The organism is Fontibacter flavus (genome assembly GCF_042432905.1).
In the GTDB taxonomy this organism is placed as follows: domain Bacteria; phylum Bacteroidota; class Bacteroidia; order Cytophagales; family Cyclobacteriaceae; genus Fontibacter; species Fontibacter flavus.
Genome location: NZ_JBHLWI010000006.1, coordinates 77,134 through 103,351 on the forward strand (window position 1 = coordinate 77,134; position 26,218 = coordinate 103,351).

17 protein-coding genes are annotated in these 26,218 nt (G+C 38.9%); 13 read left to right on the forward strand and 4 right to left on the reverse strand.

The genetic code is table 11. The features are described 5' to 3' along the window. Positions 1–229: 229 nt before the first annotated feature. Positions 230–940 (forward strand): glycosyltransferase, encoded by a 711-nt coding sequence (locus tag ACFFIP_RS03085; RefSeq protein WP_382386097.1) that lies wholly within the window; start codon positions 230–232, stop codon positions 938–940. Positions 941–1,032: 92 nt separating this feature from the next. Here ACFFIP_RS03085 and ACFFIP_RS03090 read toward each other — a convergent pair whose 3' ends face one another. From ACFFIP_RS03090 to ACFFIP_RS03105, 4 genes are all read right to left on the reverse strand, one after another. Next, positions 1,033–2,487: a TolC family protein gene (locus tag ACFFIP_RS03090; RefSeq protein ID WP_382386098.1), complete on the reverse strand. Its 1,455-nt coding sequence runs from the start codon at positions 2,485–2,487 to the stop codon at positions 1,033–1,035. Then, entirely contained in the window at positions 2,484–5,639 is a 3,156-nt protein-coding gene (locus ACFFIP_RS03095) for an efflux RND transporter permease subunit (RefSeq protein ID WP_382386099.1), read from the reverse strand. The genes ACFFIP_RS03090 and ACFFIP_RS03095 overlap by 4 nt, the downstream gene beginning before the upstream one ends. 26 nt (positions 5,640–5,665) lie before the next feature. Then, a complete protein-coding gene (locus tag ACFFIP_RS03100; protein WP_382386160.1) occupies positions 5,666–6,772 on the reverse strand; it encodes an efflux RND transporter periplasmic adaptor subunit in 1,107 nt (368 codons plus the stop codon). A 202-nt stretch (positions 6,773–6,974) separates the two neighbouring features. Beyond that, positions 6,975–7,343, reverse strand: a complete 369-nt coding sequence (locus ACFFIP_RS03105; RefSeq protein WP_382386100.1) for a hypothetical protein — start codon at positions 7,341–7,343, stop codon at positions 6,975–6,977. 411 nt (positions 7,344–7,754) lie between these two features. Here ACFFIP_RS03105 and ACFFIP_RS03110 point away from each other — a divergent pair, with 411 nt between their 5' ends. The 12 genes from ACFFIP_RS03110 (at position 7,755) to ACFFIP_RS03165 (ending at position 26,150) form a co-directional block, all read left to right on the forward strand. Continuing rightward, entirely contained in the window at positions 7,755–10,505 is a 2,751-nt protein-coding gene (locus ACFFIP_RS03110; RefSeq protein WP_382386101.1) for a hybrid sensor histidine kinase/response regulator transcription factor, read from the forward strand. A gap of 196 nt (positions 10,506–10,701) precedes the next feature. Further along, positions 10,702–12,078 carry a sugar porter family MFS transporter gene (locus tag ACFFIP_RS03115; RefSeq protein ID WP_382386102.1) on the forward strand — a complete coding sequence of 459 codons (1,377 nt, stop codon included), beginning with the start codon at positions 10,702–10,704 and terminating at the stop codon, positions 12,076–12,078. A gap of 35 nt (positions 12,079–12,113) precedes the next feature. Continuing rightward, a complete protein-coding gene (locus tag ACFFIP_RS03120) occupies positions 12,114–15,263 on the forward strand; it encodes a SusC/RagA family TonB-linked outer membrane protein (protein WP_382386103.1) in 3,150 nt (1,049 codons plus the stop codon). A 12-nt stretch (positions 15,264–15,275) separates the two neighbouring features. Then, positions 15,276–17,015 carry a RagB/SusD family nutrient uptake outer membrane protein gene (locus ACFFIP_RS03125; protein WP_382386104.1) on the forward strand — a complete coding sequence of 580 codons (1,740 nt, stop codon included), beginning with the start codon at positions 15,276–15,278 and terminating at the stop codon, positions 17,013–17,015. A 73-nt stretch (positions 17,016–17,088) separates the two neighbouring features. Next, positions 17,089–18,591: a glycoside hydrolase family 32 protein gene (locus tag ACFFIP_RS03130; protein WP_382386105.1), complete on the forward strand. Its 1,503-nt coding sequence runs from the start codon at positions 17,089–17,091 to the stop codon at positions 18,589–18,591. 204 nt (positions 18,592–18,795) lie between these two features. Further along, positions 18,796–20,139, forward strand: a complete 1,344-nt coding sequence (locus ACFFIP_RS03135; RefSeq protein WP_382386106.1) for a sugar porter family MFS transporter — start codon at positions 18,796–18,798, stop codon at positions 20,137–20,139. Next, positions 20,132–21,022 (forward strand): carbohydrate kinase family protein, encoded by an 891-nt coding sequence (locus ACFFIP_RS03140; RefSeq protein ID WP_382386107.1) that lies wholly within the window; start codon positions 20,132–20,134, stop codon positions 21,020–21,022. The genes ACFFIP_RS03135 and ACFFIP_RS03140 overlap by 8 nt, the downstream gene beginning before the upstream one ends. 401 nt (positions 21,023–21,423) lie before the next feature. After that, on the forward strand, positions 21,424–22,350 hold the full coding sequence (gene fmt / locus ACFFIP_RS03145; protein ID WP_382386108.1) for a methionyl-tRNA formyltransferase: 927 nt from the start codon (positions 21,424–21,426) through the stop codon (positions 22,348–22,350). A gap of 116 nt (positions 22,351–22,466) precedes the next feature. Next, on the forward strand, positions 22,467–23,390 hold the full coding sequence (locus ACFFIP_RS03150; RefSeq protein WP_382386109.1) for a DUF4412 domain-containing protein: 924 nt from the start codon (positions 22,467–22,469) through the stop codon (positions 23,388–23,390). Positions 23,391–23,516: 126 nt separating this feature from the next. Beyond that, complete coding sequence (locus tag ACFFIP_RS03155) at positions 23,517–24,017, forward strand: dihydrofolate reductase (protein WP_382386110.1); 501 nt, start codon at positions 23,517–23,519, stop codon at positions 24,015–24,017. Then, complete coding sequence (locus ACFFIP_RS03160) at positions 24,014–24,799, forward strand: SDR family oxidoreductase (RefSeq protein ID WP_382386111.1); 786 nt, start codon at positions 24,014–24,016, stop codon at positions 24,797–24,799. Before ACFFIP_RS03155 ends, ACFFIP_RS03160 begins: the two co-directional genes overlap by 4 nt. 85 nt (positions 24,800–24,884) lie before the next feature. After that, positions 24,885–26,150: a competence/damage-inducible protein A gene (locus ACFFIP_RS03165; protein WP_382386112.1), complete on the forward strand. Its 1,266-nt coding sequence runs from the start codon at positions 24,885–24,887 to the stop codon at positions 26,148–26,150. Positions 26,151–26,218 lie beyond the last annotated feature (68 nt).

Here is a 26,218-nt window from a genome sequence, read left to right on the forward strand (position 1 = left end):
TTAAGTTCAAATAAGGGTTATCCCCAAAAACAAAGACCTTTGATGCTATCAAAGGTTTTTTTTTGCCCAAATACGAGCAAACACAATCTAGTTCATTTCTTATCACCTTTCCAATATTTCACTCCTGAAACTTATCCGAAAAAATAACTTCCATCGGGAATCCACATGATAATTTTTTAATTTGCAACGTCTATTCAGATTATCAGATTCCTACACTTTCAAACCGTCTATGCACCAAGCCATTGTTATCACGCCAGTAAAAGATTCCCTGAAAACCACCCTTCAATGTGCTGAAGCTATTCAACTTTCAGATATTCCCGTAAGGCATATTATTTTTAATGACTTCAGTACAGAAGAAACCAAAAAGGGATTGGAAGAGTATAAAAACAAATGGAACTATGAATTGATCCATTTGGAAAATATTACACAAAAACCTTCTCCAAATTACGATTTGGTCCTTCAATATGGGCAAAAAGTAGCCATGGAAACCAATCTTCCTCTGATGGTTGTAGAATCAGATGTAATTGTCAATAAAGACACTTTATCTGGTATGCTTAATTTCTATAAAAAAAATAAGAAAATTGGGATGATAGGTGCTGTTACTGTAGATAAAGGAGGTGCTGTTAACTACCCATATCTGAAATTTGCAGAAGAAAAAGCTGATATATTGAATACCAAAAGAAGTCTTAGTTTTTGCTGTACGATGTTTTCAAATGAATTTCTCTCCTCCTACGATTTTCATCAGTTAAGAAAAGACAAGGATTGGTATGATACTTCCATATCAAAAAAAGCTCTGGAATTAGGCTTTGAAAACTATCTGCTGAAAAATTTACCTGTCTTGCACCTTCCCCATAGCAGTAGACCCTGGAAATTTCTCAAATACAAAAACCCTGTTCTGTATTATCTCAAAAAATTCTTTGGAGGAAAAGATAAAATCTAAAAAGGCTGTCTCATATGGAGACAGCCTTTTTTATTCAACTTCAAAAGTATCTTTTTCATTAATACTTCAATTTTCTGTTCTGAGTTTTGTGCTTAAATCCAGCCACCACCCAATGCACGATAAAGCTGAACTCTAGATTGCAATTGTTGGATTTTCAGTTCTACCAATTCAATTTGGGCAGTCAAAGCCCTGCTTTGGGCATTGATGACTTCCAGATAATTGGCATAACCAACTGTAAACATGATATTGGAATTTTCAACAGACCTTTTTTGGACTTCAACTTCAGAGGTCTTCATTTGAACCTGCATTTGGTAAGCTTCGAACTGATTAACCAAGTCCAAAATTTCCAAATAGCTTTTCAAAACCACCTGCTCATATTCATACCAAGCTACCTTTTGATTCGCATTAGCTGCTTCAAAGCTCATACGGATTTGATTTCTATTGAAAATCGGAGCTGTCAAACCCGACCCTATCTGATAGGCAGTTGAGGCAGGATTGAAAAACAGTTTGCTGAAATCAAAAGCATTGAATCCGGCCATACCAAACAAGTTAATGCTCGGGAAAAAGGCAGCTCTTGCAGCGCCAACATCTGCTTTGGAAGCCAACAATTCCTGTTCAGCCATTTTAATATCAGGTCTGAATCGAAGCAGTTCTGCAGGAAGACCTACCTTAACCAAGTCTTGGGAATTAAGTGCTGCATCTAAAGTAGTCCTTTCATTTTCAGGCTGGTAAATCCCCAAAAGACCGCTTAAATAAAGTTCAGCAGATCTCCTCTCCCTTTGTTTCTCTACAAATAAAGCCTTTGAGTTAAGCAATAGAGATTCAAATTGGTCAACCGCAAGCTGATTTTCTTTACCGGACTCTTTTAGATCTTTTGAAAGGTTGAAAGCCAATTCCTGCAATTGGATATTCTCTTCAAGGATATTGATCTCTTCATCCAAGCCTACCAGCATATAATAACCTATGGCGACATCTGAAATCAACAAAGTCTTGACATAGTTGGCCATTTCCTGAGAGGCTAAAAACCTTGCCGCGGCGGCTCTTTTTTGATTTCTGTATTTGCCCCATACATCCAATTCCCAATTGAAACCTGCTCCTATAATAAAGTCTTTATAAGGGTCAGGAATTCTTTTATCTTCAGGTACAGTTGGGGAAAGATTGGAATCAAAATTACCAACCCCGTCCATCGTATACTCACCAAACTTTCTGTTTGAAGCACCTGCCATACCACTTATTTCAGGTAGCATGCCCACTTTGGCAATATTAAAACTTGCTTTGGCTACTCTCATCCTTTCCAAAGCTTTCAAATGGTCTTGGTTGTTTTCCAGGGCAATCCTGATGAGGGTTTTCAAAGCTTCATCCTCAAAATAAGATTCCCAATGCAATTCTGCCGCTGTTGCAGAGGTGTCAACATTTACAACATCGTAATTATTTTGTAAACGTAAATTTTGATTTTCCTGGGATATTTCAGCAGTTTTACAACCCTGAAATATGAATAAAACCAGGGTCATCAAAACGCTTACCTGTGTTCTTATATTCTTTCTCATTGTGGTAAAGCTGCTGTTTTATGTTTCTTGGGTTCTTTCTTTTTAAACTTCTCTGACATGGTTTCAAAAACCACATAAAGCCCTGGTATCAAAAATACACCTACAATGGTACCTATTAACATCCCTCCGGCTGCCGCAGTACCAATAGTCCTATTACCAATAGCACCTGCACCACTCGCAATAGTCAAAGGAATCAAACCAGATATAAAGGCAAAAGAGGTCATCAGAATAGGTCTTAACCTTTCCACCCCACCGTTGATGGCACTTTGAAGAATGGAATAACCTTTCTGTCTGTTTTGAATGGCTATTTCGATGATCAAAATGGCATTCTTACCCAAAAGACCGATCAACATGACCAATGAAACCTGGGCATAAATGTTGTTTTCCAGGCCGGTTAATTTCAAGAACAGGAATGAACCAAATATCCCCGCAGGCAATGAAAGGATAACCGGCAATGGCAGGAAATAACTCTCATATTGTGCTGAAAGCAAAAGGTATACAAACACCAAACAAAGTGCGAAGATGTAGACAGCTTGATTACCGGAAGCAATTTGCTCCCTTGTGATCCCTGACCAATCTATATCAAAACCTCTTGGCAGCATTTTTTCAGCTGTTTCTTCTACAGCTTTGATCGCATCACCGGAAGAATAGCCTTCAGCAGCATCCCCTGTAATCAAGGCAGAAGTAAACATGTTGTATCTTGTCAATTGCTCAGGACCATAAACCCGTTCAAGCGAGACAAAATTGGAATAAGGCACCATCTCACCACGATCATTTTTGGTATACATGCCAAGCAATGATTCTGGTGTTGTTCTAAACTCCGGGGAGGCCTGAATCATCACCTTATACATCTGACCAAATCTGATAAAGTTGGAAGAATAATAACTACCAATGTAACTCTGAAGTGTCTCCATGGCTTCATTGACAGAAACCCCCAATTTTGCTGCCTTATCATGGTCTACATTCAGAATGTATTGCGGGAAATTAGGCTCAAAATTGGTCACAACACCACTTAACTCCGGACGGCTGTTAAGTTCATTAATAAAATCCTCAGTTACTTGCGCCATCACATCCAATCCACCTCCTGATCTGTCCTGCATCCTCAATTCAAAACCGGAAGCATTACCAAAACCAGGCACTGGTGGCGGGGAGAAAAACTGAATATCTGCTCCTCTGATGTGTGCTGTCCTTTCCTGGTAATCTCGGATCAACTCATTGACATTACGATCACGCTCACCCCAGCCTACAAGATTCACCATCCCCATACCATAGGAAGCACCGGCAGTTTCAGTCATCAAACTGTATCCAGCAAGGGTAGAAACAGTCTCCACTTCCTCAAGTGGCAGCAAACTTGCCTGAACCTGGTCCATGACATCTCTGGTTCTTTCCACAGTGGCACCAGGAGGAGTAGTCACGTTCACATAGATCATACCTTGGTCATCATTTGGAATGAAGCCAGTCGGCAACACAGCCAATCCACCATAAGTCAAGACAGAAAATAAGATCAAAGCCCCAAATGTGACAGTTCGTCGGTTAGCGATTATGTTAAGGATTCCCACATACTTATCAGAAAGTGCATCATATCTTTTATTAAACCCAAAGAAGAATTTTTGTAAAAGACCCTTTTTTGGATTATGCTCAACATCAGCAGGCTTAAGTAAAAGGCTACACAAAGCCGGAGATAAAGTCAAAGCATTGATACCGGAAATCACAATGGCTATAGCCAAGGTCAATGAGAACTGTCTATAGAAAATCCCAACAGGACCAGATAGAAAACTCACAGGAACAAACACCGCTGACATCACCAAAGTGATGGCAACAATAGCACCTCCAATTTCCTTCATGGCGGCAATGGTAGCATCCGTAGCATTCATTCTGTCCTTATGCATTTTCACGTGTACGGCTTCCACTACCACAATGGCATTATCCACCACGATACCAATAGCTAATACCAATGCAAACAAAGTCAACAAGTTGATGGAAAATCCAAACAACTGCATAAAGAAAAATGTACCGATTAGGGAAACAGGTACTGCAATAGCAGGAATCAAAGTAGATCTAAAGTCCTGAAGGAAAATAAACACCACAATTGACACCAAGAGAAATGCTTCAATAAGTGTTTTTACTACCTCAAAAATAGAAGCATCCAAGAACCTTGATACATCATAAGAGACATTATATTCCATTCCAGGAGGGAAAGAAGAAACCTCAAGTTCATCCATCTTGTCCTTGATGTTCTGGATAACTTCCCTCGCATTAGAACCCGGCCTTTGCTTAATCATGATAGAAGCAGATGGCTTACCGTCTGTCATGGATACCATGCTGTATTCCTGAGAATCAAATTCAATATCAGCCACATCTTTCAGCTTCAACAAAGAACCATCAGGCAAGGCTTTTAAGGTGATATTTTCGTATTGAGATTCCTCGTTAAACTTACCTGTATATTTCAATACGTACTGTAAAGCTTGAGGGTCCCTGTCGGAACTGATCCCTGATTTACCGGGAGCTGCTTCTACGTTTTGGGCACGGATAGCTTCTGTAACATCTTGAGGAGTCAGGTTATAGGAAACCAACCTATCAGGTTTTAACCAAACCCTCATAGCGTAATCTTTGAAACCCATGATCTGGGCGAAACCTACACCATCGATCCTTTTCAGTTCAGGAAGGATATTGATATCTGCGAAATTGTATACAAACTTCTCATCCTGAGTGGTATCTGAAGTGATAAGATTGAGGTAAAGCAACATACTGTTGACTTCTTTCTCAGTCTGAACACCTGCCCTGATCACTTCTTCCGGTAATTCATCCAAAACAGTCGCAACCCTATTCTGTACGTTTACAGCTGCCTGATCAGGATCAGTACCTACCTTAAACACGATATTGATCAAGGTAATACCGTCATTGGTATTAACAGAGGTCATGTATTCCATTCCTGGAACACCATTAATAGCTCTTTCCAAAGGTGTGGCTACCGCCTTTGACAATACTTCTGCATTGGCTCCTGTATACTTAGCCGTAACAGTTACCGCTGGCGGTACGATTTCAGGAAACTGCGTGATCGGTAATGTGGTCAAAGCCAATAAACCAAGCAGCGTGATGAAAACAGAAATTACAGTAGAAAGTATCGGCCTTCTAATAAATATTTCAAACATAACCTATTGCTTAAAAATTGAAATATTTAATTAGATGTACTTAATGTATCGTAAGCCTCCAGTTCGGTGACGGGAGAAGGCTCTATTTCCATTCCATCACTTACTTGCTGAATCCCCTCAAAGATGATTCTATCGCCTTCCTGAAAACCATCGGATATGTAATAGACCCCAAATCTCTGCATAGGTCTGAAACTTCTTACGACAACCTTATTATCTTTACCAATCATGTAGACATAATTGTAATCCTGAATTTCAAAAGTTGATTTTTGAGGAATCAGGTAAATATCTTCCAACATGTTGGTCATTTGGACTTTACCGCTGGCCCCATGTTTTAGTAGCTGGTCTGGATTTGGGAACCTTACCCTAAAAGCAATCGAACCTGTGCCTCTTTCGAAGTCTGCTTCCATTGTTTCTAGCTTACCTTTTAACGGATATTCCATTCCATCTGAAAGAATCAAGGTGATATCATCTTCAAACTCCTCTTTCAATCCTACAGAATCTTCTTCCATTTTCTCCCTCATGTATTGCAAATATTCATTTTCGGTCACTTTATAGTAAGCGAAAACCTCAGAAATATCTGTAATATTGGTCAATAGGTCTCCTGCCGTCACCAAACTACCTGTTTTATATGGAATCCTATCCACAATACCGTCGAATGGAGCTTTGATAGTAGTGTAAGAAAGCCCTGTTTTGGCATTTTTAAGAATGGATTCTGCTTCTAGAATAATAGACTCTGCAACAGCCCTTTTTGATTTTGCCAATTCAAGTTCTGAAGACGAAATAATGTTTTTGTCGACCAATACCTGAAGTCTTTCCACTTCAAGAGAAGCAGATTTCGCCTCTGCCCTGGCCTGCATCATTTTTGCATTCGCAGAGTTGACCATTTCATTAAACTCATTAGAAGTCAATTGGAAAAGGGTTTGCCCTTTTTTGACAAATTGACCTTCATCTACATAAATACGGTCAACAAATCCTTCAACCTTTGCCCTGACTTCAACAAATTGAACAGCCTGAATGTCACAAACATAAGTTTTGGGCACCTCAATATCCCTTGATTTCAATTCCAGTACAGGAATATTCACCAATTTTTCTTTGTTTGCGTTTTTGCCATTACCTGAGCTGCAGGAAGACATGATGATGCCGGCAAGTATTGCCAGAACCAATAGATACTTTGGGCTGAATTCATAATTCAACTGCCCAAAAGTTCTCTTAGAAACTTCTGATTTCATTTTTTTTTAAGATGATAATGAGTTAATCTTACCTAAGATTATCTGGGTATTTTGTCAATTGGAAAGAAGAGAAGTGAGTTTTTTAGGACTTCAAAAACAATAAAAATCAAGGTGCATTGGCACAGACCGTATGCTGTATGATCAATTGAATAAATTGAAATATTGGTTTTTCATCAAAAGTTGGTCGAATAACAGTAACGACCTGAAATGGAAGAATAGATTGAATCTGATCAAATATTTTGACAACTTCTATTCTTTTAACTTTGGATACTTTGGATCCACTCGGCCTTGATATCGAAGTTGGGAAATCAACATAGTCAAATTCAGCTTCATCTACTTCAAATCCTCCGAAATACTCGATTTGCTCAACCTCTTCAAAACCGTCAAAAACGGCCAAAACTACAAAAAACAAAGCCATCACACAGGCCATAAGCCTGATGAACACCTTAAATTGCCGTTGTAGTTTTTGAATCATGCTGCAAAATTAATCAAAATATTATCTGTGCAACTACTTTTTATATGAGCTGCCAACAATAATGTTTAAACTTATGTTTCATTTTGATAAAGAATTATTGGGCAAATAAGTTCTAAGAAAGGTAGAAATCATATCTCTAAGCGTTTTTTCTACATTTTTTTTTGTAAAAATGACTTGTTGCCGCAAAGTAGAAAAATCAAAAACGCAGAGATTAATAGCTCTAATCCACGCATAAATTGCGAAGAATAAAAATCTCCAATAAAAAATTGTGCTGGCTCCACTAGAGACAATAAGAAAGTGATGATAACTCTTGGCGAAGCTATAAATCAACTTGGAACACTTTTGAACATAATGTAAGTTTGAATCGATAGTCAATAGCACTATCTTTAAGAATAAATCAGGTGCACTCCTATGAAACATGTATTCGAGATCGTTATAAAATTGAACTATAGCTTCTTTGTAGCATTTGCTCTCATCTTAGGAACATCTTGTAAGCCTGATAAAGAAAAAATATTTGTAGTAGGCTTTTCTCAATGCATATCCACGGATGCATGGCGTCAAGCTATGCACGAGGAGATGTTAAGGGAATTGTCATTTTACCCTAACATAGAGTTGATAATCAAAGACGCCGCAGGTAATAATGAGCTCCAGATTGCACAAATAAAAGAATTTCAAGAATTAGGCATCGATTTATTGATTGTGTCACCCAATGAATCTGACCCAATCACACCGATTGTTTCCGAAGTATTTCAATCAGGAGTACCTGTAATTGTCGTCGACAGAAAAATCAATTCCAATCAATACACGGCTTATGTCGGTGGTAACAATTTCGAAATTGGATATTCAGTTGGCCAATACATCAAAAATTTAATCCCAGATAAGCTTGAAATTCTTGAAATCTGGGGATTAAAGGGGAGTTCCCCTGCAAAAGACAGGCATCAAGGCTTGGTCAGTTCACTGGGAGGAGAAGAGAGCATCAAGTACCGTATAGATGGGGAATGGGAAAGAAAGGTCGCCAAAGATAAGTTAAGAGTTTTTCTAAAGGAAAATCCTAATGCCTCCTTTAATTTAATTTTTGGGCATAATGATGTCATGGCCATATCTGCTAGTGAAGTCTGCAAAGAATTGGGGTATGAACACATCAAAGTCATTGGAGTAGATGCGTTACCAGGCCCATTAGCTGGCATACAGGCAGTCAGTGACGGGGTCTTGCATACCACCTTTTTTTACCCAACTGGAGGAGAGAAAGCAATTGAATTAGCTTGGAAAATCCTTTCAAAGGATAGTTTCGAAAAAGAAAATATACTCCAAACAGCTGCTGTTGATTCATCAAACGTCCGAATCATGAAACAGCAAACGGACAGAATCATCAATCAACAAACAAATATCGTCCGACAACAAGATATGATTCGTTCGCAAATTGACATTTATCAAAGTCAAAAGGGTTTATTAATTGTATTTGCAGTAACCCTATTTATTGCGCTGATTTCTTTGGCTTATGTATTCAAATCTTTGAAAGACAAACAAGAAATAAACAGGGAGTTGGAAGCCAAAAACTCAGAAATTTTGAAGCAACAGCAACAACTATTGGACTACTCTAAAAAAGCAGAAGAAGCTACTACTCAAAAACTAGAATTCTTCACAAACGTTTCCCATGAGTTTAGAACTCCCTTGACATTAATACTAGCGCCTTTGGAAGAAATGTTGAATAGTCCCAATGTATCACTATTCAAGAAAGACTTGATACTGATTAGAAAAAATGCGCACCGATTGCTCCGCTTAGTCAATCAGATTATGGATTTCCGTAAGCTTGATAATGGAAAAATGAAAATCCAGGTAACAGAACAGGAAATTGTTCCATTTATAGAGGAGATTATGTCTGTTTTTGAAAAAAAAGCGGATTCAATGAAAGTAAGGCTCAAATTATTTTGTGAAGAACCAAAACTCAAACTTTGGTTTGATCCAAGCGTAATGGATAAGGTTTTTTTTAATTTACTTTCTAACTCCTTCAAATTCGTCTCAGAAAAAGGATTTGTTTCCATTCGGGTATTTCAAGACATCCTCAAGTATGAAGTCGTAATCCAAGTTGAAGACAATGGAACAGGAATAGATCAAGAAGAAATATCCTATGTTTTTGACCGATTTTACCAAGGGCGTACAGGGGTACGAAAGGTAGGCACTGGACTTGGTTTAGCATTGGCAAAAGAATTGGTTGAATTACAATATGGCCAAATCAATGTCAGAAGTAATTTAGGGGAAACTACCGTGTTTGAAATCAGGATGAAAATGGGACAGACACATTTTCAAGAAAGTGAGATTGCCAAGGATTTCACTCAAAACGCACACGCTGATTTTGATAATTTTACAACAGAAGAAGAGTTGCCAACACTTCAGGGAAATGAATATGCTAGTCAATCAGTCTTAATCATAGAGGATGACGCGGAAATAAGAGATTATATTAAAAGGGGACTCGCTGCAAATTATCAAATTATGGAGGCTTCAGATACCTCTTCAGGATTTTCAAAAGCTTGTGATTTCATACCAGATTTAATTACATGCGATCTTATGTTAGGAAGTGGGAATGGATTTGACTTGATTTCACAACTAAAAGGCAACCCAATTACAGCTTCAATTCCCATAATCATTCTCTCTGCCAAAAGCTCATCAGAAGAACAACTCAAAGGAATTAAGTTGGGTGTTGAAGATTATGTGGTGAAACCGTTCAACATGGCTATTCTGAAGGAAAAAATTAAAACCATCCTACAAAATCGAAATAAAATTGAACAGTTTTATCTTCATGGATTACCGGTAGCTGAACATAAAGCCGATAAGATCGACAAAAAGTTCATCATTGAATTTAAGTCAATAATTGAAAAAAACCTACATGACCCAGATTTTGGTGTGAATGCAATTTGCCGGGAATTAGGTTTATCAAGAGGGCAATTGTACAGAAAAGTCAAATCCGAACTAGGCTATTCTGTCAATGATTACATTACCAAAGTACGGCTGAAAAAATCGAAATACTTATTAGGCGAAAGTGATAAAAGCATTGCTGACATTTCATTCTTGACTGGGTTTAAATCTGCCGCTTATTTTTCTACAGTCTTTAAAAATTCCCTTGGAATCACGCCAAGTGAATTCAGAGACCAGCAATCAGGATAAAATGAAACAAAATTGAAAACATAGAACAATTTTGAAAGTATACTTTTCAGTTTTTCTTCATTTAAATCGAGTGAACAGGGCTTAAAGTGCCTTTTTTTGATTTCAACATTTTTCAGACAAAATTGAAAATCTTAAAAACGCAATTAAAAACTTTTCCAAATGCCAAATAATACATTAGCGTCAACAATAGACCCTAATGTACAAAAAACCAAAACATAATGCAGTCTTAGCCTCTTTTGTTGGATTTTTATTTGGATTTGATACAGTCGTTATATCAGGTTCAAATCTTCCTATCAAAGAACTATGGAACACATCCGAGTGGTTCCATGGATTTTTTATTATGAGCGTTGCGTTGTGGGGCACACTGATAGGTTCAGCTTTTGGAAATATTCCTTGTGACCGGATTGGAAGAAAAAACACTCTCTTCTGGATAGCTGTAGTTTATTTTATCTCTGCGATAGGGACTGCTTTGGCTACTGATCCCTATTTTTTCTCAGCTTACAGGTTTCTAGGAGGCATTGCCATTGGGGCATCTACGGTGGCAGCTCCTACCTACATTTCCGAAATATCTCCTTATAAATGGAGGGGAAAGCTCGTCGGCTTATTTCAATTAAACATTGTAGTCGGGATACTTGCCGCATTTCTTTCCAATTATCTCTTGGTAGGTGTCGGTGGTGATCTTGACTGGAGACTGATGATGGGAGCAGAAGCCATTCCTGCCATACTATTTCTGATTTTAGTGGTTGACTTACCTGAAAGCCCAAGATGGTTGATTTCAAAAAGAATCAACGATAAAAAAGGAATTGAAATTATTCATCGGCTATTTGGCACAAATCAGCATGACACCGAAACGCTGATATCTCAGCTCGAAGACGAAAAAAAACAGGCTGGCAAAGGAACTTTTGATTTTAAAAAACTAAAAAAATCTTATTTTCTAGCTTTTTTAATTGCATTCTTCAATCAAGTCTGCGGAATCAATTTCATCCTTATTTATGGGCCAGAAATTTTGCAACTCTCAGGATTAGAAACTGCACAATCGTTGCTTCTTCCAGTATTCATAGGTTTGGCAAATCTGATATTCACAATTGTTAGCCTCAAATTCATTGATCGAGTTGGCCGTAGAAAGCTGATGATTTTTGGTTCAATAGGATACCTTATAAGCCTATCTTTATTAGTATTGAGCTCTACCGGTACAACTATTTCTATTATTGGCTACGGAGGATTTATCCTTTTTATAGTCTCCCATGCCATCGGCCAAGGTTCTGTTATATGGGTTTTCATCGCTGAAATTTTCCCGAACATGCAGCGAGCAAAAGGACAGTCATTCGGATCTTTTGTGCATTGGACCTTAGCTGCACTAATAACATTTTTGGGGACGGTCATTATTGGTTCATTTGAACTGGTATATATTTTCTCATGCTTTCTAGTCTTTGCTATTCTTCAGCTCTTTTTTGTCTTATTTCTTATGCCTGAGACCACTAAACTTACACTGGAAGAACTCCAAATAAAAATACACACAAAAATCTCTCAACCTATCCAAACCCCATCTGCCAGAGTTTTCCCGGCAGATTAATACAAACAATCACAAATTACTTAAACCCATAATTTATGAAAAAACAAATTTTACTCACTTCATTCTTTTTCTGCTTGGCATTACAGCTCATGGCTCAGAGTGTCAATGTCACAGGAAGAGTTATAGACAAAGCATTTGGTGAAGGAATACCAGGTGTAACCGTCTCAGTAAAAGGAACAACTAAGGGTATCGTTACAGATATTGATGGAAGATACAGTCTTAATGTATTAACGACAGATGAGTTAGTCTTTTCCTTCGTTGGATACACCACTGTCAACATCGTAGTAGGTAATCGATCAATTATTGATGTCACGTTGGAAGAAAACATTGCAGACTTAGAAGCGGTAATGGTAGTTGGGTATACAAGTCAGCGAAAAGCTGAAGTCACAGGTTCAATTGTATCAGTAGACTTAACGCCCATTAAAGGCCAAAGTATGAGTTCCGGCAACCCCATGCAAGCGCTTCAGGGTCGTGTACCCGGACTATTCATAGAAAAGTCAGGTGACCCTTCAGGAGCGAGTGCCAGAGTGCTTATCCGTGGCGTATCCACATTAGGAAACAATGATCCTTTGTATGTTATAGATGGTGTACCCACCAAAAGACAAGAGGTATTTGCAAGTCTCAATCCAGAGGCCATTGAATCCATTCAGGTATTGAAAGATGCCTCTGCAGCATCCATCTACGGTTCACGAGCCGCTAATGGGGTAATTCTCGTGACTACCAAAAATCGGGCAAAAGGAGGAGAATCCTTACAGGTAGCCATCAACTCAAATTTTTCCATGCTATCAGAAAAACCACAAAGGTATAAAATGCTAAATGCGCAGCAGCGCGGAGAAGTCCTTTGGAGAGCCATGGTAAATGACGGTGCAGACCCCAACTCGGGATATGGTGAAATCTATAATTTTGATTGGAACGGCGACTTTAACAATCCCCGATTAAACAGTGTAACACTGCAGCCATTTGTCGGCGGAAATCAAAATGTACCCGTAGGTGACACAGATTGGCAAAATGAAATGTATGAAACAGGCTTCGTTTTCAATAATGAAGTATCTGTCTCAACTTTTTCAGAAAAGTCCACTTTAATGATCAATTTGGGCCACTTAAAAAATACTGGGATTTTAAAACATACGGGCTTTGAAAGATATAGCGGTAGAATAAATGCAAATACCTTTCTTTTCAACAATAAAGTTCGATTTGGGGTCAACACACAGTTTACAAATTCTAATGAAACTCCAACCGCAAGAGATGTAGGAAGTGCACCAACACCCGGATTAGCAATAACCCTTGCGCCTTCCATCCCTGTAAGAGATAAAAATGGGGACTTTGCGGGACCATTAGGTGCAGGTTATTCAGATAGAAATAACCCCCTATTAATGCAATACATCAATAGATGGGACAACATACGTAAAAATAACTTTTATGGAAATGTTTTCGCGGAATGGTACATCTTGGAAAACCTGACCTTCAAAACAAGTGCTGGTGTAGATTACAATACATTCTTTAGACGAGATATTGAACCAACCGTCAGAAATGGTTTTATCACCAGATCTAACAACAGGTTAATTCATGACACTAATGAGTTTTCAAGTTTGGTCTTCTCTAATACCTTAAACTACAGTTTGGAAAAGAATAATTACAGACTAAACTTTTTGGCTGGAGTCGAGGCTATCAGAGATGATTTTTCAACTATGTTATCGATTGCCGATGGTTTTGCTGTCGAAACAAATAGTTATTTTGTCTTGGATGCTGCTACAGGCGCCAGAACAAATGCTGGAAGAACTTCAGGCAACCGGTTGCTTTCTCAGTTTGCAAAAGTAGATTATGTGCTTTCTGACAAGTATTTGGCGTCATTTACAGTAAGGAGAGATGGTTCCTCAAGGTTTGGAAGAAACAATAGGTATGGTGTATTCCCGGCGGCAACTGTAGGTTGGAGACTTAGTGAAGAAGATTTCATCAAGAAAATCAAGCAAGTTTCTGATTTGAAATTTAGAGCAGGATATGGATTGGTTGGAAATCAGGAAATAGGGGATCTTGCAAGATTTGGCTTGTATGAATCAAGATATGGAGCAAACCAATCTCAATTTGTAGGTGGCTTTTTTGAGTTTTATTATAATGTAGGTACTGCATACGATATTGCGGGAAATGGAACTGGTACCCTTCCTTCTGGTTTTGTATCCATTCAAGCTGAAAACCCAAATCTAAAGTGGGAAACAACTCGGGAATTAAATCTAGGCTTAGACTTCAGTTTTTTTGACTATGTGATCACTGGTTCCTTTGACTATTACAAAAGAAACACCTCTGATATTTTGACCACTCCTCCAATAGCCTCGGTAATTGGAGAAGGACAGCAACGTGTTCTAAACGGTGCATCAACCGCCGCACAAGGATGGGAACTTATCCTAAGTTATAACAAAAAGTTTAACAATGGATTGGGCATGACTGTGACTACCAACTTTGGTGCATTCAAAGATAAAATCACTGATTTACCAGAAGAAGTCAGAGCGGCATTTCCAGGGACTGCTGAAAATTCAATCATAGGGCAATCACAATTCTCCATTTTTGGATATCGAACTAATGGCCTGTTCCAAAGTGCTGAAGACGTTGCCAACAGTCCAACCCAGGTAGGCGCAAGGCCAGGAGGGATAAAGTTTGTTGATATCAACAATGATGGAATCATAGATGCGGATGATAGAGACTTCATTGGCAACACTCTTCCATCGCTTGAATTAGGTTTAGGAATCAATTTGACCTACAAAAACTTTGACCTCGCCTTATTCGGATCAGGTGTTACTGGTCGTATTGGGTTAGATCCATACATTTTCTGGAATAACTTTGCCTCAGGTCGAGAAAACTCCGGATTAGGAGTATTGAACGCATGGACACCTCAAAATAACAATACAGAGATCCCTGCCTTATCGCTCGCTTTTAATGACACGCAGACATCTGATTACTTGTTTAGAAATAATTCTTACTTCAAACTCAGAAACCTACAACTAGGATACTCTTTACCGGCATCTCTCGTGAAAAAAGTTTCAGGTCTTGGAAGCGTACGGGCTTACATTCAGGGAGAAAATTTGTTTTGGATAACTCCGAAAAATTATATTGGCGCAGATCCTGAAAGGACCGATGTCAATAGAATCCCAGTACCAAGTGTTTATTCAATGGGTTTAAACATCAACTTCTAATAGCAATTCACCATGAAAAATATACTTAAATACATCACTGTTCTTTCCGTTATAGTCACACTAAATTCCTGTTCAGATTTCTTGGAATTTGAACCTAGAGGTGTACTGTCATCCGAAAATGTTAATTCCCCATCCAATGCTGAAGCTTTGGTAATAGCTGCCTATGCAGGTATTGGTAATGATGAAATGATTGGCCCCTTGACAAGTCTTTGGGTATATGGCAGTGTAAGGTCAGACGATGCATACAAAGGCGGAGGAGGAAGAGGAGACGTTGATGTTATTGATCGCTACGAACAATACAATCTGACCATTGCAGACCAAGGAGACTGGATGGCGCCTAGAACTTGGACGAATTATTACAAAGCTATCTCCAGGGCAAATTTTGCTTTACGAGTAATCAATGATATACCGAATGAAACCTATCCTGAAAAAATAATTCGACAGGCCGAACTACGATTCTTGAGAGCTCATTCCCACTTTATGCTAAAACTGCTCTTTAAAAAAATCCCAATCATCACCGAAGATCTGACCCAAGAAGAAATCAAACAGGTCAGCAATGATGTGCCAAATAATGAACTATGGGAAAAAATAGCAGAAGATTTCCTCTTTGCATACAATAACCTCCCACAATTTCAAAGCGAAGCGGGAAGGGCTAACCGAAATGCAGCGGCTGCATACCTTGCAAAACTACGACTATATCAAGCGTACGAGCAAAACGACAGTCATCAAGTTGTGTCTATCAACAGGGCCTTATTGGAAGAAGTAATCCAATATGCAGACCAAGTTCAAGGAGCATTGGAAGCTGATTATAGCAACAACTTTTTGGATGGATTTGACAATGGACCTGAGTCGATTTGGGCAGTTCAGTTTTCTATCAATGATGGGACAGTGGTCAGCAGAGTAAGTTATGTAACAGGGCTTAATTCACCACATGGTACTGATCTTTATGGATGCTGTGGCTTCCATTTAGCCAGTCAAAATATGGTAAATGCATTCAAAACCAACGCACAAGGATTACCTCTTTTAGATGATTTTAACAATCAGAGCATATTTGACAGCATTGCCCCAGGAGGTATCTCACCAATAACAGCGGGACAAACGATCGACCCAAGATTAGACCATACAGTAGGAATCCCTGGAAGACCATTCAAATACAGAAATACTGTCAATAATACTGGTGATATGATTTATAACTTTTCATGGGCAAGAGACCCAGGAGTCTATGGATATTTTGGAAATATGAAAGAACAGCAAGCCCCCGATTGTAGCTGTTACGTTAAAGAAGGTCCCTTCGTAGGAACCTCAAAAAACATTGATTTTATTCGATATGCTGATGTCCTTTTATTCAAAGCAGAGGCCTTGATTCAGCTGGATCGTTGGAATGAGGCATTGCCAATCATCAATCAAATCCGTGCAAGAGCAGGACAAAGTACTCAACGTCCCTTAGCCGCAGGTGCTAGTAATATCTATAATGTGAATCAGTATGAAACTTTTCCTTCCAAAGAATTTGCTCTAAAAGTATTGAAATTTGAGAGACGATTGGAATTTGCAATGGAGGGTCATAGATTCTTTGACCTGGTCCGATGGGGAGAAGCAGCACAAGTGCTCAATGCATACCTAGATAAGGAAAAACAAAGGAGAGATTTTCTTTCCAATGCTCGATTTACTGCAGGAAGAGATGAATACTACCCTATTCCTCAACGAGAAATAGATTTTACCAGAGGCGTTTACAAACAAAATCCTGGTTATTAACTTCAAAAACCTGTCCCGAATAATGTATTCGGGGCAGGTTTATGGTTCTTTCAAATACCCAATTACAATTAACATGATAACAAAAAATAAATTAGTAATAGCCCTTCTGTGCACAGCCATTCTTTCTTGTGGTCAAAAAAGCACTGAATTACAGTCAGTTTCCAAACCAATGTTTAATGAGCCATTCCGGCCCCAATTCCATTTTTCACCACCCAGCAACTGGATGAATGATCCTAATGGGATGGTTTACCTCGATGGCGAATATCATTTATTCTATCAGTATCATCCAGATGGAAATACCTGGGGGCCAATGCACTGGGGGCACGCCATTTCAGAAGATCTCGTATATTGGGAACACTTCCCGATAGCCTTGTTCCCAGATGAGCACGGGACGATTTTTTCAGGTTCTGCGGTAGTCGACTACACCAACTCTTCGGGCTTAGGTTCATTAGACAACCCGCCTATGGTTGCTATTTTCACGTACCATGATGCCGAGGGAGAAAAATCCGGAAGGAACGACTACCAATCACAGGGAATTGCCTACAGTACCGACAAAGGTCGTACTTGGGAAAAATATCATGGAAATCCAGTATTGAAGAGTCCTGGAATCAATGACTTTAGAGACCCTAAAGTTATCTGGCACGAAGAAAGTAGTATGTGGGTAATGTCTTTGGCGGTAAAAGACAGAATCAGCTTCTATACTTCTCCCAATTTGATTGATTGGCAACACCGCAGTGATTTCAACCCTGAGTGGGCTGCTTATGGTGGAGTCTGGGAATGCCCTGACTTATTCCCCTTGACCGCTAGTACTGGTGAAGAAAAATGGGTGCTACTTGTCAGTATTAATCCAGGAGGCCCAAATGGCGGAAGCGCCACGCAATACTTTATAGGAGATTTTGATGGAAAGGTATTTAATACAGAGACGAATGAAATCAAATGGATTGATTATGGAGCAGATAATTACGCTGGCGTGACTTGGTCTGATATTCCAAAAGAAGACGGCAGAAGGCTTTTTATAGGCTGGATGAGTAATTGGCTTTACGCACAAGAGGTGCCTACAGAAATCTGGAGATCAAGCACGACCATCGCGAGGGAATTAAATTTATCTTACCTAAAGGATGACTATGTCTTAACATCTAAACCAGTTGATGAATTAAAAAAATTAAGAAGGGACCCTATCGTTTTCAATACCAATGAAATTGAGCTCCCATCAGAACTTTTGGAAATTGAATTGAAAGCTTCTGCTGAAGATTTCAAATTGACATTTTTAAATGACAAAGGTGAACAAGTGATCTTTGAAAAAATTCAAGGAAAACTATTTTTCGACAGAAGCAATTCTACATCGTTGGGATTCCATAAGGAATTTAATAAAATGCATACTGCACCAGCAACAGTAGTGAATGACGAGGAAATCCGCATTTTTCTTGACAGATCCTCAATTGAGGTCTTTTTAAATCAAGGAGAAATAGTGTTCACCGAATTGATTTTCCCCTCCTCCCCTTACAGCAAATTAGTTATGCAAGGAATTGAGCCAAAGAGTATTGTGTATCCTTTAAAATCAATTTGGGGCAACTAATGCTCAAAACTAATTTCTCTTAAAAATGAACAAGTATCCGCAATCCTGGCATAGATCCAGCAAACATGAAAGGATTGCGGATTTTTTTCCCTAAGCAACAACTGTAGTTACCATTAGTCTAAAGTCATAAAATGATATTTTCGCTATCACGGCCACAGAAATGAAATCCTTAACCATTAGTTTTCAATACTTATATCCAAAAGAATGCAGAGCAAAAATTATGTTTTATTCTTATCCATCACAGCTGCACTGGGTGGCTTTTTATTTGGTTTTGACACAGCTGTTATATCTGGCGCTGAGCGGGACATCCAAGAGTTATGGCAATTATCTGATTTAAAACACGGATTAGCCGTTGCAATTGCATTGTATGGAACTGTTTTGGGTGCATTATTTGGGGGATTCCCCGCCGATAAATACGGGAGAAAAAAGTCTCTGTTAATCATAGGTTTGCTTTATCTGATATCAGCTTTGGGTTCTGCCCTAGCTCCAGAGATAAACAGCTTTATGTTTTTTAGATTTCTTGGAGGATTGGGTGTAGGTGCATCATCCGTAGTCGCCCCGCTTTATATTTCTGAAATTGCACCTGCGGGAAGGAGAGGGCAGTTAGTTGCGCTCTATCAATTCAATATTGTCTTTGGTATTTTGATGGCTTATTTTTCAAATTACCTTATCGGTACGGCAGGCTTGGCCAATGCTTGGAGGTGGATGCTTGGGGTGGAAATTTTCCCAGCTTTGATTTATTGTTTATTAATATTGAAAGTACCGAATAGTCCGAGATGGTTGATCACTAAATACAAGGATTTTGATAGAGCGAGAGCGATTTTGACCAAAACAGATCCAGAAGGTGTAGATGAAGCAATTGATTTGGCCAGAGCGGGAAGCGAGAAAATCAAAGAGAAGGCCAGTTTGAAAATGCTTTTAGGCTCTAAGTTTCGAAAAATCAGCCTTATGGCAGTATTGATGGCTTTTTTCAACCAACTCTCAGGGATCAATGCCATCATCTATTTTGCTCCCAGGATATTTGAATCTGCGGGGATTGCTACTGAGGATGCCTTGATATCCACTATTGGTATTGGTGCGATCAACCTGTTAGCGACCATGATGGGCTTGTTCTTGATTGATAAACTGGGCAGGAAGATGCTGATGTATATCGGTTCGATAGGCTATTTGATTTCACTATCGCTGATGGCTTACAGTTATTTTGGGGGAGCTGTGGATGTCAGTTGGCTGCCGTATTTCGTATTTGTCTTTATCGCTGCGCATGCAATAGGGCAGGGTTCTGTGATTTGGGTTTTTATCTCTGAAATTTTCCCCAACGAACTGAGAGCTTATGGGCAGTCCTTGGGTTCTTTTACCCACTGGATTTTGGCTGCAGTGATTGCCAATATTTTCCCATTATTTACCAATCAATATGGCGCGGGGAATATTTTTGCTTTTTTTGCAATGATGATGCTATTCCAGTTGCTATGGGTCATGTTTCGGATGCCAGAGACGAAGGGCAGGTCATTGGAAGATATACAGAGAGACTTATTAAAAGATCATGTCTAAAAAAGTAATTTGTTTTGGGGAAATGCTCTGGGATGTGTTTCCTGATGGAGAAGTGGCTGGAGGTGCGCCGATGAATGTAGCCTTCAACTTGCAGCAGCTCGGTTTGGATGTGACGATGATTTCTCGTGTTGGAAAAGATGACCATGGGCAAAAGCTCCTTGATTTTGTCAAAGAATATGGGCTGCCGCTCACCACTATTCAGGTAGATGAGACGCAGCTTACTGGCAAGGTCATTGTCGACCAATCTGACAGGGAAAACATCAAGTATGATATCCTTGTACCTGCTGCTTGGGATTTTATCAGCTTGACTCCAGAGAATCAGGAGCTAGTCGCAAAAGCAGACGCGCTGGTTTTCGGGAGCTTGGCAGTGAGGAATGAAGCATCTTGGCAAACACTCTACCACCTAGTTCATCAGCCGCTCTTGACGGTATTTGATATCAACATGCGTGCACCATTTATAGATTTTCATAAGATTGAAAGCTTGCTAGGCTATACTGATATTTTGAAGATCAACGAAGATGAATTGGAGATTTTGGCAGACTTCTTTGACTTGAAAAAGACAGGAGATATCGCTATGCAACTCTGTGAATTTTTAATGGAGGAGTATCCCATTGAAACAATCTGCATCACATTGGGGAGTAAAGGAGCTATGATGTATCAGGATAGTAAGATTACACGACACTCGGGCTACAGCGTACAAGTGCAAGATACTGTAGGCGCAGGGGATGCTTTTCTGAGTGGATTTGTAAAAATGTACCTAGAAGGCAAGAAGCCTCACGAAATATTAGACTTCGCAAGCAAGTTAGGTGCTTACCTAGTAAGTCAAAAAGGAGGAACACCGAGGTATAGTTTGGAGGAAGTCAATAAGATAGTGTTGGTGTGATTTATATGTTTAACTTCCCTCTTGGGATTTTAAAATAGTGATAAATTAATAGTTTCAAAAAAACTTGATCAAAAAGTCAATAAACCAAAGCTACTCTGCATCCTGAGGTTTCGTAAAATCTGCTTTTAATTCTATTAACGTGCGAGACCTTTTCTTTTGATAAAGTAACTGAAAGTACTTCCATAACAATTTTCACCCGGACTGCTCGAAGAATTGTACTGTTTCACTCATATTTGACGGATTATAGGTTTATAAATTTTGGTTAACTTGTATCACCATAAAAATAATCTACCTTTAATTCACCCCTATCTTCAGGTACATTAAACTTATACAAAGGTTTTCACGTCCTTTCCATAATTTTCACAATTTTTGCTTCTTGAAATTTCAAATGTAAAACTGGCATGGATAAAAATTTACGCATTATATATATGGGAACCCCAGAGTTTGCGGTGCCTGCTCTGGAAATTTTGGTTGATGAGGGCTGGAATGTTGTCGCGGTAGTGACAGCACCTGATAAACCAAAAGGAAGAGGACAAAAACTTATTCCATCTCCAGTAAAAGAAATTGCTTTAAAACATGGAATTCCGGTTTTACAGCCAACAAACTTAAAAGCTCCTGAATTTTTGGAAGAGCTCAAAAATTTTCAAGCTGACATCCAGGTGGTTGTAGCCTTCAGAATGCTCCCTGAAGTTGTATGGAATATGCCACCTAAAGGCACTTTCAATCTTCATGCATCTCTCCTACCTAATTATCGTGGTGCTGCACCGATCAATTGGGCTATCATCAACGGCGAAAAAGAAACTGGTCTGACCACCTTTTTTCTCCAACATGAAATTGATACGGGCAATATTATTTTTCAGGAAAAAGAACCAATCCATCCCGAAGACAATATTGGAAGTCTGTATGAAAGACTAATGGAAAAAGGCGCAAAATTAGTCTTGAAAACTATTGAAGCAATAGCAGAGAACAAAGTCAAAACATCTCCACAAAATGAAGACCAAGCCCTGCATCATGCTCCGAAAATTTTCAAAGAAACATGCAAAATAGATTGGTCTAAATCCGCTCTTAATATCCATAATCTGATCAGAGGATTGTCACCCTACCCAGCAGCATGGACAACCTTAGACAATAAAATCTGTAAGATATATACTTCAGAAGTAGCTGAATCTGATATAGAAGGTCTTCAAATCGGCGAATTTACATCTGATGGAAAAACACACCTGACCTTTCAAACCGGAAAAGGAACTCTTAAGATCCTTGAAATTCAGATGGAAGGTAAAAAAAGGATGAACATTCAAGACTTCCTAAGAGGATATCAGTTGGGCTAATCTATTCCACAGCAATTCATTCAATTCAAGGCATAATAAACAAAGGCAATCACTTGTATATTATGCCTTTACGCTTATTTTTCTTAAATTAGTATGGTGTTTTAAACTAATTTATCATGAAAAAACTTATAATTCTTTTATCCTTGATTTTTATCAATCTTCCATTTCAGGCTCATTCCCAGCTGATGAGAAAGTTAAAACAGGCTGCAGAAAGAGGCGTAAGCAATGCCATTGAGAAAAAGGTGGAAAGTGAAACGGAGAAAATCGCCCAAAGACAGCTTGAGAAGGTGTTTACGGGAATTTACGGCCCTGAAGGGTTGCCTGGAATGGATATGGGTAAGATTCTAGAAGGCATAAGTGCTGATGTGCCTGTGGCAGATGCTTACCACTTTACCGGATTTTCTATAATGGAATTTACCGGCAAAGATGAAAAAGGAAAAATCCAAGAACCTACCAACATCAAAACTTTCTTTTCCGATAACCAATCGACACTTGGGATGGAAATTGAAAACAAAGACAAAAAATCAAATGAAAGCGATCCTATTATCATTTACGATCTTGAAAGAAATGCCTCGATCATTCTTTTCGAAAATGAAGGAAAGAAAACCCGGATGGCTTATGGTTTGGATTTGAATAAAATTGCCGAAGGAGTTGAACTGGATGATGCAGAATCAGAGGATGATGAACTCCCAAAATTCAGAAAAACCAATAATACCAAAACCATTCTGGGCTACTTGTGTGAAGAATATGAAGTTGAAGATGAAGAAGGAAAGGCCTCTTATTGGTTTACTGAAAAACCAATTCAGTCAAGGTCTCTATTTTGGGGAGCAAGTAATCCGTTTTTATCAGCTAAGATGAAAAATCAACCAATGGAAAGTTTTAAAAACATGCCACAAGGAAATTTGATGGAGATGCATTATACAAGCCTTAAAGACAAAAGCGAAATACTGATGACAATTCTAGCAATAAACGAAAACCACCCCCAAACTTTAGAAATGGCAGAATATCAAAATGCCTTTGCAGGCATGCAGGAAAAATAAAGCTGTTAAATGACCTCTCAGATGATTTTATTGTACTTCCATTCTGAGGGGTTGCTTTTTTTTAGTGCCAATTTGATTTTCAAACTGACGAAACCTTGGTATCTTGGCGAATAAACAATAATCACCTTGAAAATTTCAATTATTGTAGCCAAAGCCGATAATGATGTTATCGGAAAAGATAACCAATTAATCTGGAAACTATCTTCAGATTTAAAGCTTTTCAAAAAACTGACAACAGGACATCATATTATTATGGGAAGGAAAACCTATGAATCCATGGGACGGCCTTTACCAAATAGAACTTCAGTAGTAATTACCCGGAACAAGCATTATACCTTACCTGAAGGACATATTGTGGTACATTCACTTGAAGATGCTGTGCAGACCTGTATTGGAAAGCGTCTTGAGAAAATTTTTATCATTGGCGGCGCAGATATTTACAAACAAGCCATGCGGTTTGCTGATGAATTGATCGTGACCGAAGTAAAAGCTTTACCAGATGGAGATGCCTTCTTCCCTAAAATTGATCCAAAAATATGGAGTGAAGAATCTAGAGAACATTTTGAAAAAGATTCGCAAAACCAGTACAATTTTGACTTTGTCGTATATAAACGAAATACCAAATGAAGCATCAAGTAGTGTGGATCACAGGAGCCTCCTCTGGCATTGGACTTGCACTAGTGGACAAGTATCTTCAGGAAGGACACAAAACCATCATTTCTTCAAGAAGTGAAGAAATACTGCTGGAATTAAAAAACAATTCAGAAAGACCTGAAGACGTCTATGTGCTGCCTTTTGACCTGAGCAAGCAAGATGAATTTGAAAAACTTTGTGAGAAAGCCGTTCAAGCTTTTGGAAAGGTCGACTTGCTGATCAATAATGGTGGCATCAGTCAGAGATCTTTGGCAATAGAAACGAAGCTAGATGTTGACAAAAAACTTATGGAGGTCAACTTTTTTGGAACTGTTGCCCTAAGTAAAGCATTGTTACCTTATTTTATTGCCAATGGGAAAGGACATTTTGCAATAGTAAGTAGTTTGGTAGGGAAATTTGGCACACCCTATAGATCAGCTTATGCGGCATCCAAGCATGCACTTCATGGTTTTTTTGAATCTTTGAGAGCCGAATTATACCAAAACCATATCTCAGTCACACTTATTTGCCCAGGATTCATCAGAACAAATGTGTCGATCAATGCCCTTACCGGAGATGGAACCAAACTCAATGAAATGGATGATGCCCAAGAAAAGGGCATGAGTCCGGAAGAATGTGCAAAGATCATCTATAAAGGAATCGAAGCTGGAAAGGAAGAAATGCTGGTGGGGGGCAAAGAAAAATATGCCGTCTATCTTAAAAGGTTTTTCCCCGGCATCTTCTCAAAAATTCTCAGAAAAGCAAAAGTCCGTTAACAAGTTTAAGCGAAACATAGTTAGTGCCTAGAAGCTGTATTTTGGACGAAAGCTACTTGAAAATTTACCCTTACCTAAACCTTAAATGACCCAATATAAAGAAATTAAAGCGGAAATTCTGGCAATTGGAGATGAACTGCTCTATGGTCAGATTATGGACACCAATAGCCATTGGATAAGCCAGGAACTGGACAAAATTGGCGTCCGGGTAGTAAGAAGAACAACAGTTGGAGACAACAGGGATGCAATGCTCTCCGCATTTGAAAGTGCTGAAAAGATTGCTGATATTATACTGATTACCGGGGGGTTGGGACCAACAAACGATGATTTAACCAAACCACTTTTAGCAGAATACTTTAATTGTGAACTTGCCCTTGTCCCGGAAGCGCTTGAAGCAGTCAGAACATTCTTTGAGAAGCGTGGCAGGGAATTGACAGATACAAACAAACTTCAAGCACATTTACCCACCAAATGTATTTACATCCCCAATGAACTGGGCACAGCACCGGGAATGTGGTTTCAAGAAAATGGAAAAATCTGGATGTCTATGCCAGGAGTTCCTCATGAGATGAAGCGGCTGATGTCAGATCATGTCATTCCCAGAATTAAAGAAAACTTCACCTTACCACATATCTACCATAAAGTAATCAAGACTGTTGGTATTGGGGAAAGTTGGTTGTCCGATCTGATCCAGAACTGGGAAAAAAACCTCCCAAAACATATCAAATTAGCCTATCTGCCATCTTTAGGTCAGGTAAAATTGAGACTGACAGCTTTCGGGGATGATATGGACCAAATTACAAATGATGTTGAAAATGAAATCACCAAGGTAAAACCTTTGATTGACAAGTATATCTTTGGCTATAATCAGGAAACGTTGGAGGAAGCAATAGGAAGGTTGCTAAGAACTAATGGAAAAAAAGTTGCCTTTGCAGAAAGCTGTTCGGGGGGCTACATAACTCATTTAGTCACAACTGTACCTGGCAGCAGTGACTACTTTCAGGGAAGCATGGTTCCTTACCACAATCATTTCAAAAACAAACTCCTCCATGTGGATCAAAACACCTTGAAGGAGCATGGCGCAGTAAGTGAGGCCACAGTCATCCAAATGGCTGAAAATATCAAAACCATGTTTGAGGCAGATTTTGGTCTTGCTTCAAGTGGTATAGCAGGTCCAGGAGGGGGTTGGAAAGAGAAGCCAGTAGGTACAGTTTGGATTGCCTGTGCCATGAACGGCAAGACCATTACCAAAAAACTCCAGCTTACACAGGACCGAATGCTCAACATCCAACTGACAGGAGTAGCGGTTCTAAACATGCTAAGATTGTGTATTGAAGGTAAAACAGAATAAAATTTCCAATATCAATTTTGGATTGCATAAAATAAAATTTAATTTTATAACTCAGAAATAAACCCAAT

Coding starts and splice junctions, on each gene's coding strand:
- ACFFIP_RS03100 (WP_382386160.1), bottom strand. CDS start 6,772: ATGTCTTCCTGCAGCTCAGGTAATGGCAAAAACGCAAACAAAGAAAAA.
- ACFFIP_RS03160 (WP_382386111.1), top strand. CDS start 24,014: ATGAAGCATCAAGTAGTGTGGATCACAGGAGCCTCCTCTGGCATTGGA.
- ACFFIP_RS03150 (WP_382386109.1), top strand. CDS start 22,467: ATGAAAAAACTTATAATTCTTTTATCCTTGATTTTTATCAATCTTCCA.
- ACFFIP_RS03120 (WP_382386103.1), top strand. CDS start 12,114: ATGAAAAAACAAATTTTACTCACTTCATTCTTTTTCTGCTTGGCATTA.
- ACFFIP_RS03130 (WP_382386105.1), top strand. CDS start 17,089: ATGATAACAAAAAATAAATTAGTAATAGCCCTTCTGTGCACAGCCATT.
- ACFFIP_RS03095 (WP_382386099.1), bottom strand. CDS start 5,639: ATGTTTGAAATATTTATTAGAAGGCCGATACTTTCTACTGTAATTTCT.
- ACFFIP_RS03110 (WP_382386101.1), top strand. CDS start 7,755: ATGAAACATGTATTCGAGATCGTTATAAAATTGAACTATAGCTTCTTT.
- ACFFIP_RS03165 (WP_382386112.1), top strand. CDS start 24,885: ATGACCCAATATAAAGAAATTAAAGCGGAAATTCTGGCAATTGGAGAT.
- ACFFIP_RS03085 (WP_382386097.1), top strand. CDS start 230: ATGCACCAAGCCATTGTTATCACGCCAGTAAAAGATTCCCTGAAAACC.
- ACFFIP_RS03115 (WP_382386102.1), top strand. CDS start 10,702: ATGTACAAAAAACCAAAACATAATGCAGTCTTAGCCTCTTTTGTTGGA.
- ACFFIP_RS03140 (WP_382386107.1), top strand. CDS start 20,132: ATGTCTAAAAAAGTAATTTGTTTTGGGGAAATGCTCTGGGATGTGTTT.
- ACFFIP_RS03135 (WP_382386106.1), top strand. CDS start 18,796: ATGCAGAGCAAAAATTATGTTTTATTCTTATCCATCACAGCTGCACTG.
- fmt (WP_382386108.1), top strand. CDS start 21,424: ATGGATAAAAATTTACGCATTATATATATGGGAACCCCAGAGTTTGCG.
- ACFFIP_RS03125 (WP_382386104.1), top strand. CDS start 15,276: ATGAAAAATATACTTAAATACATCACTGTTCTTTCCGTTATAGTCACA.
- ACFFIP_RS03105 (WP_382386100.1), bottom strand. CDS start 7,343: ATGATTCAAAAACTACAACGGCAATTTAAGGTGTTCATCAGGCTTATG.
- ACFFIP_RS03090 (WP_382386098.1), bottom strand. CDS start 2,487: ATGAGAAAGAATATAAGAACACAGGTAAGCGTTTTGATGACCCTGGTT.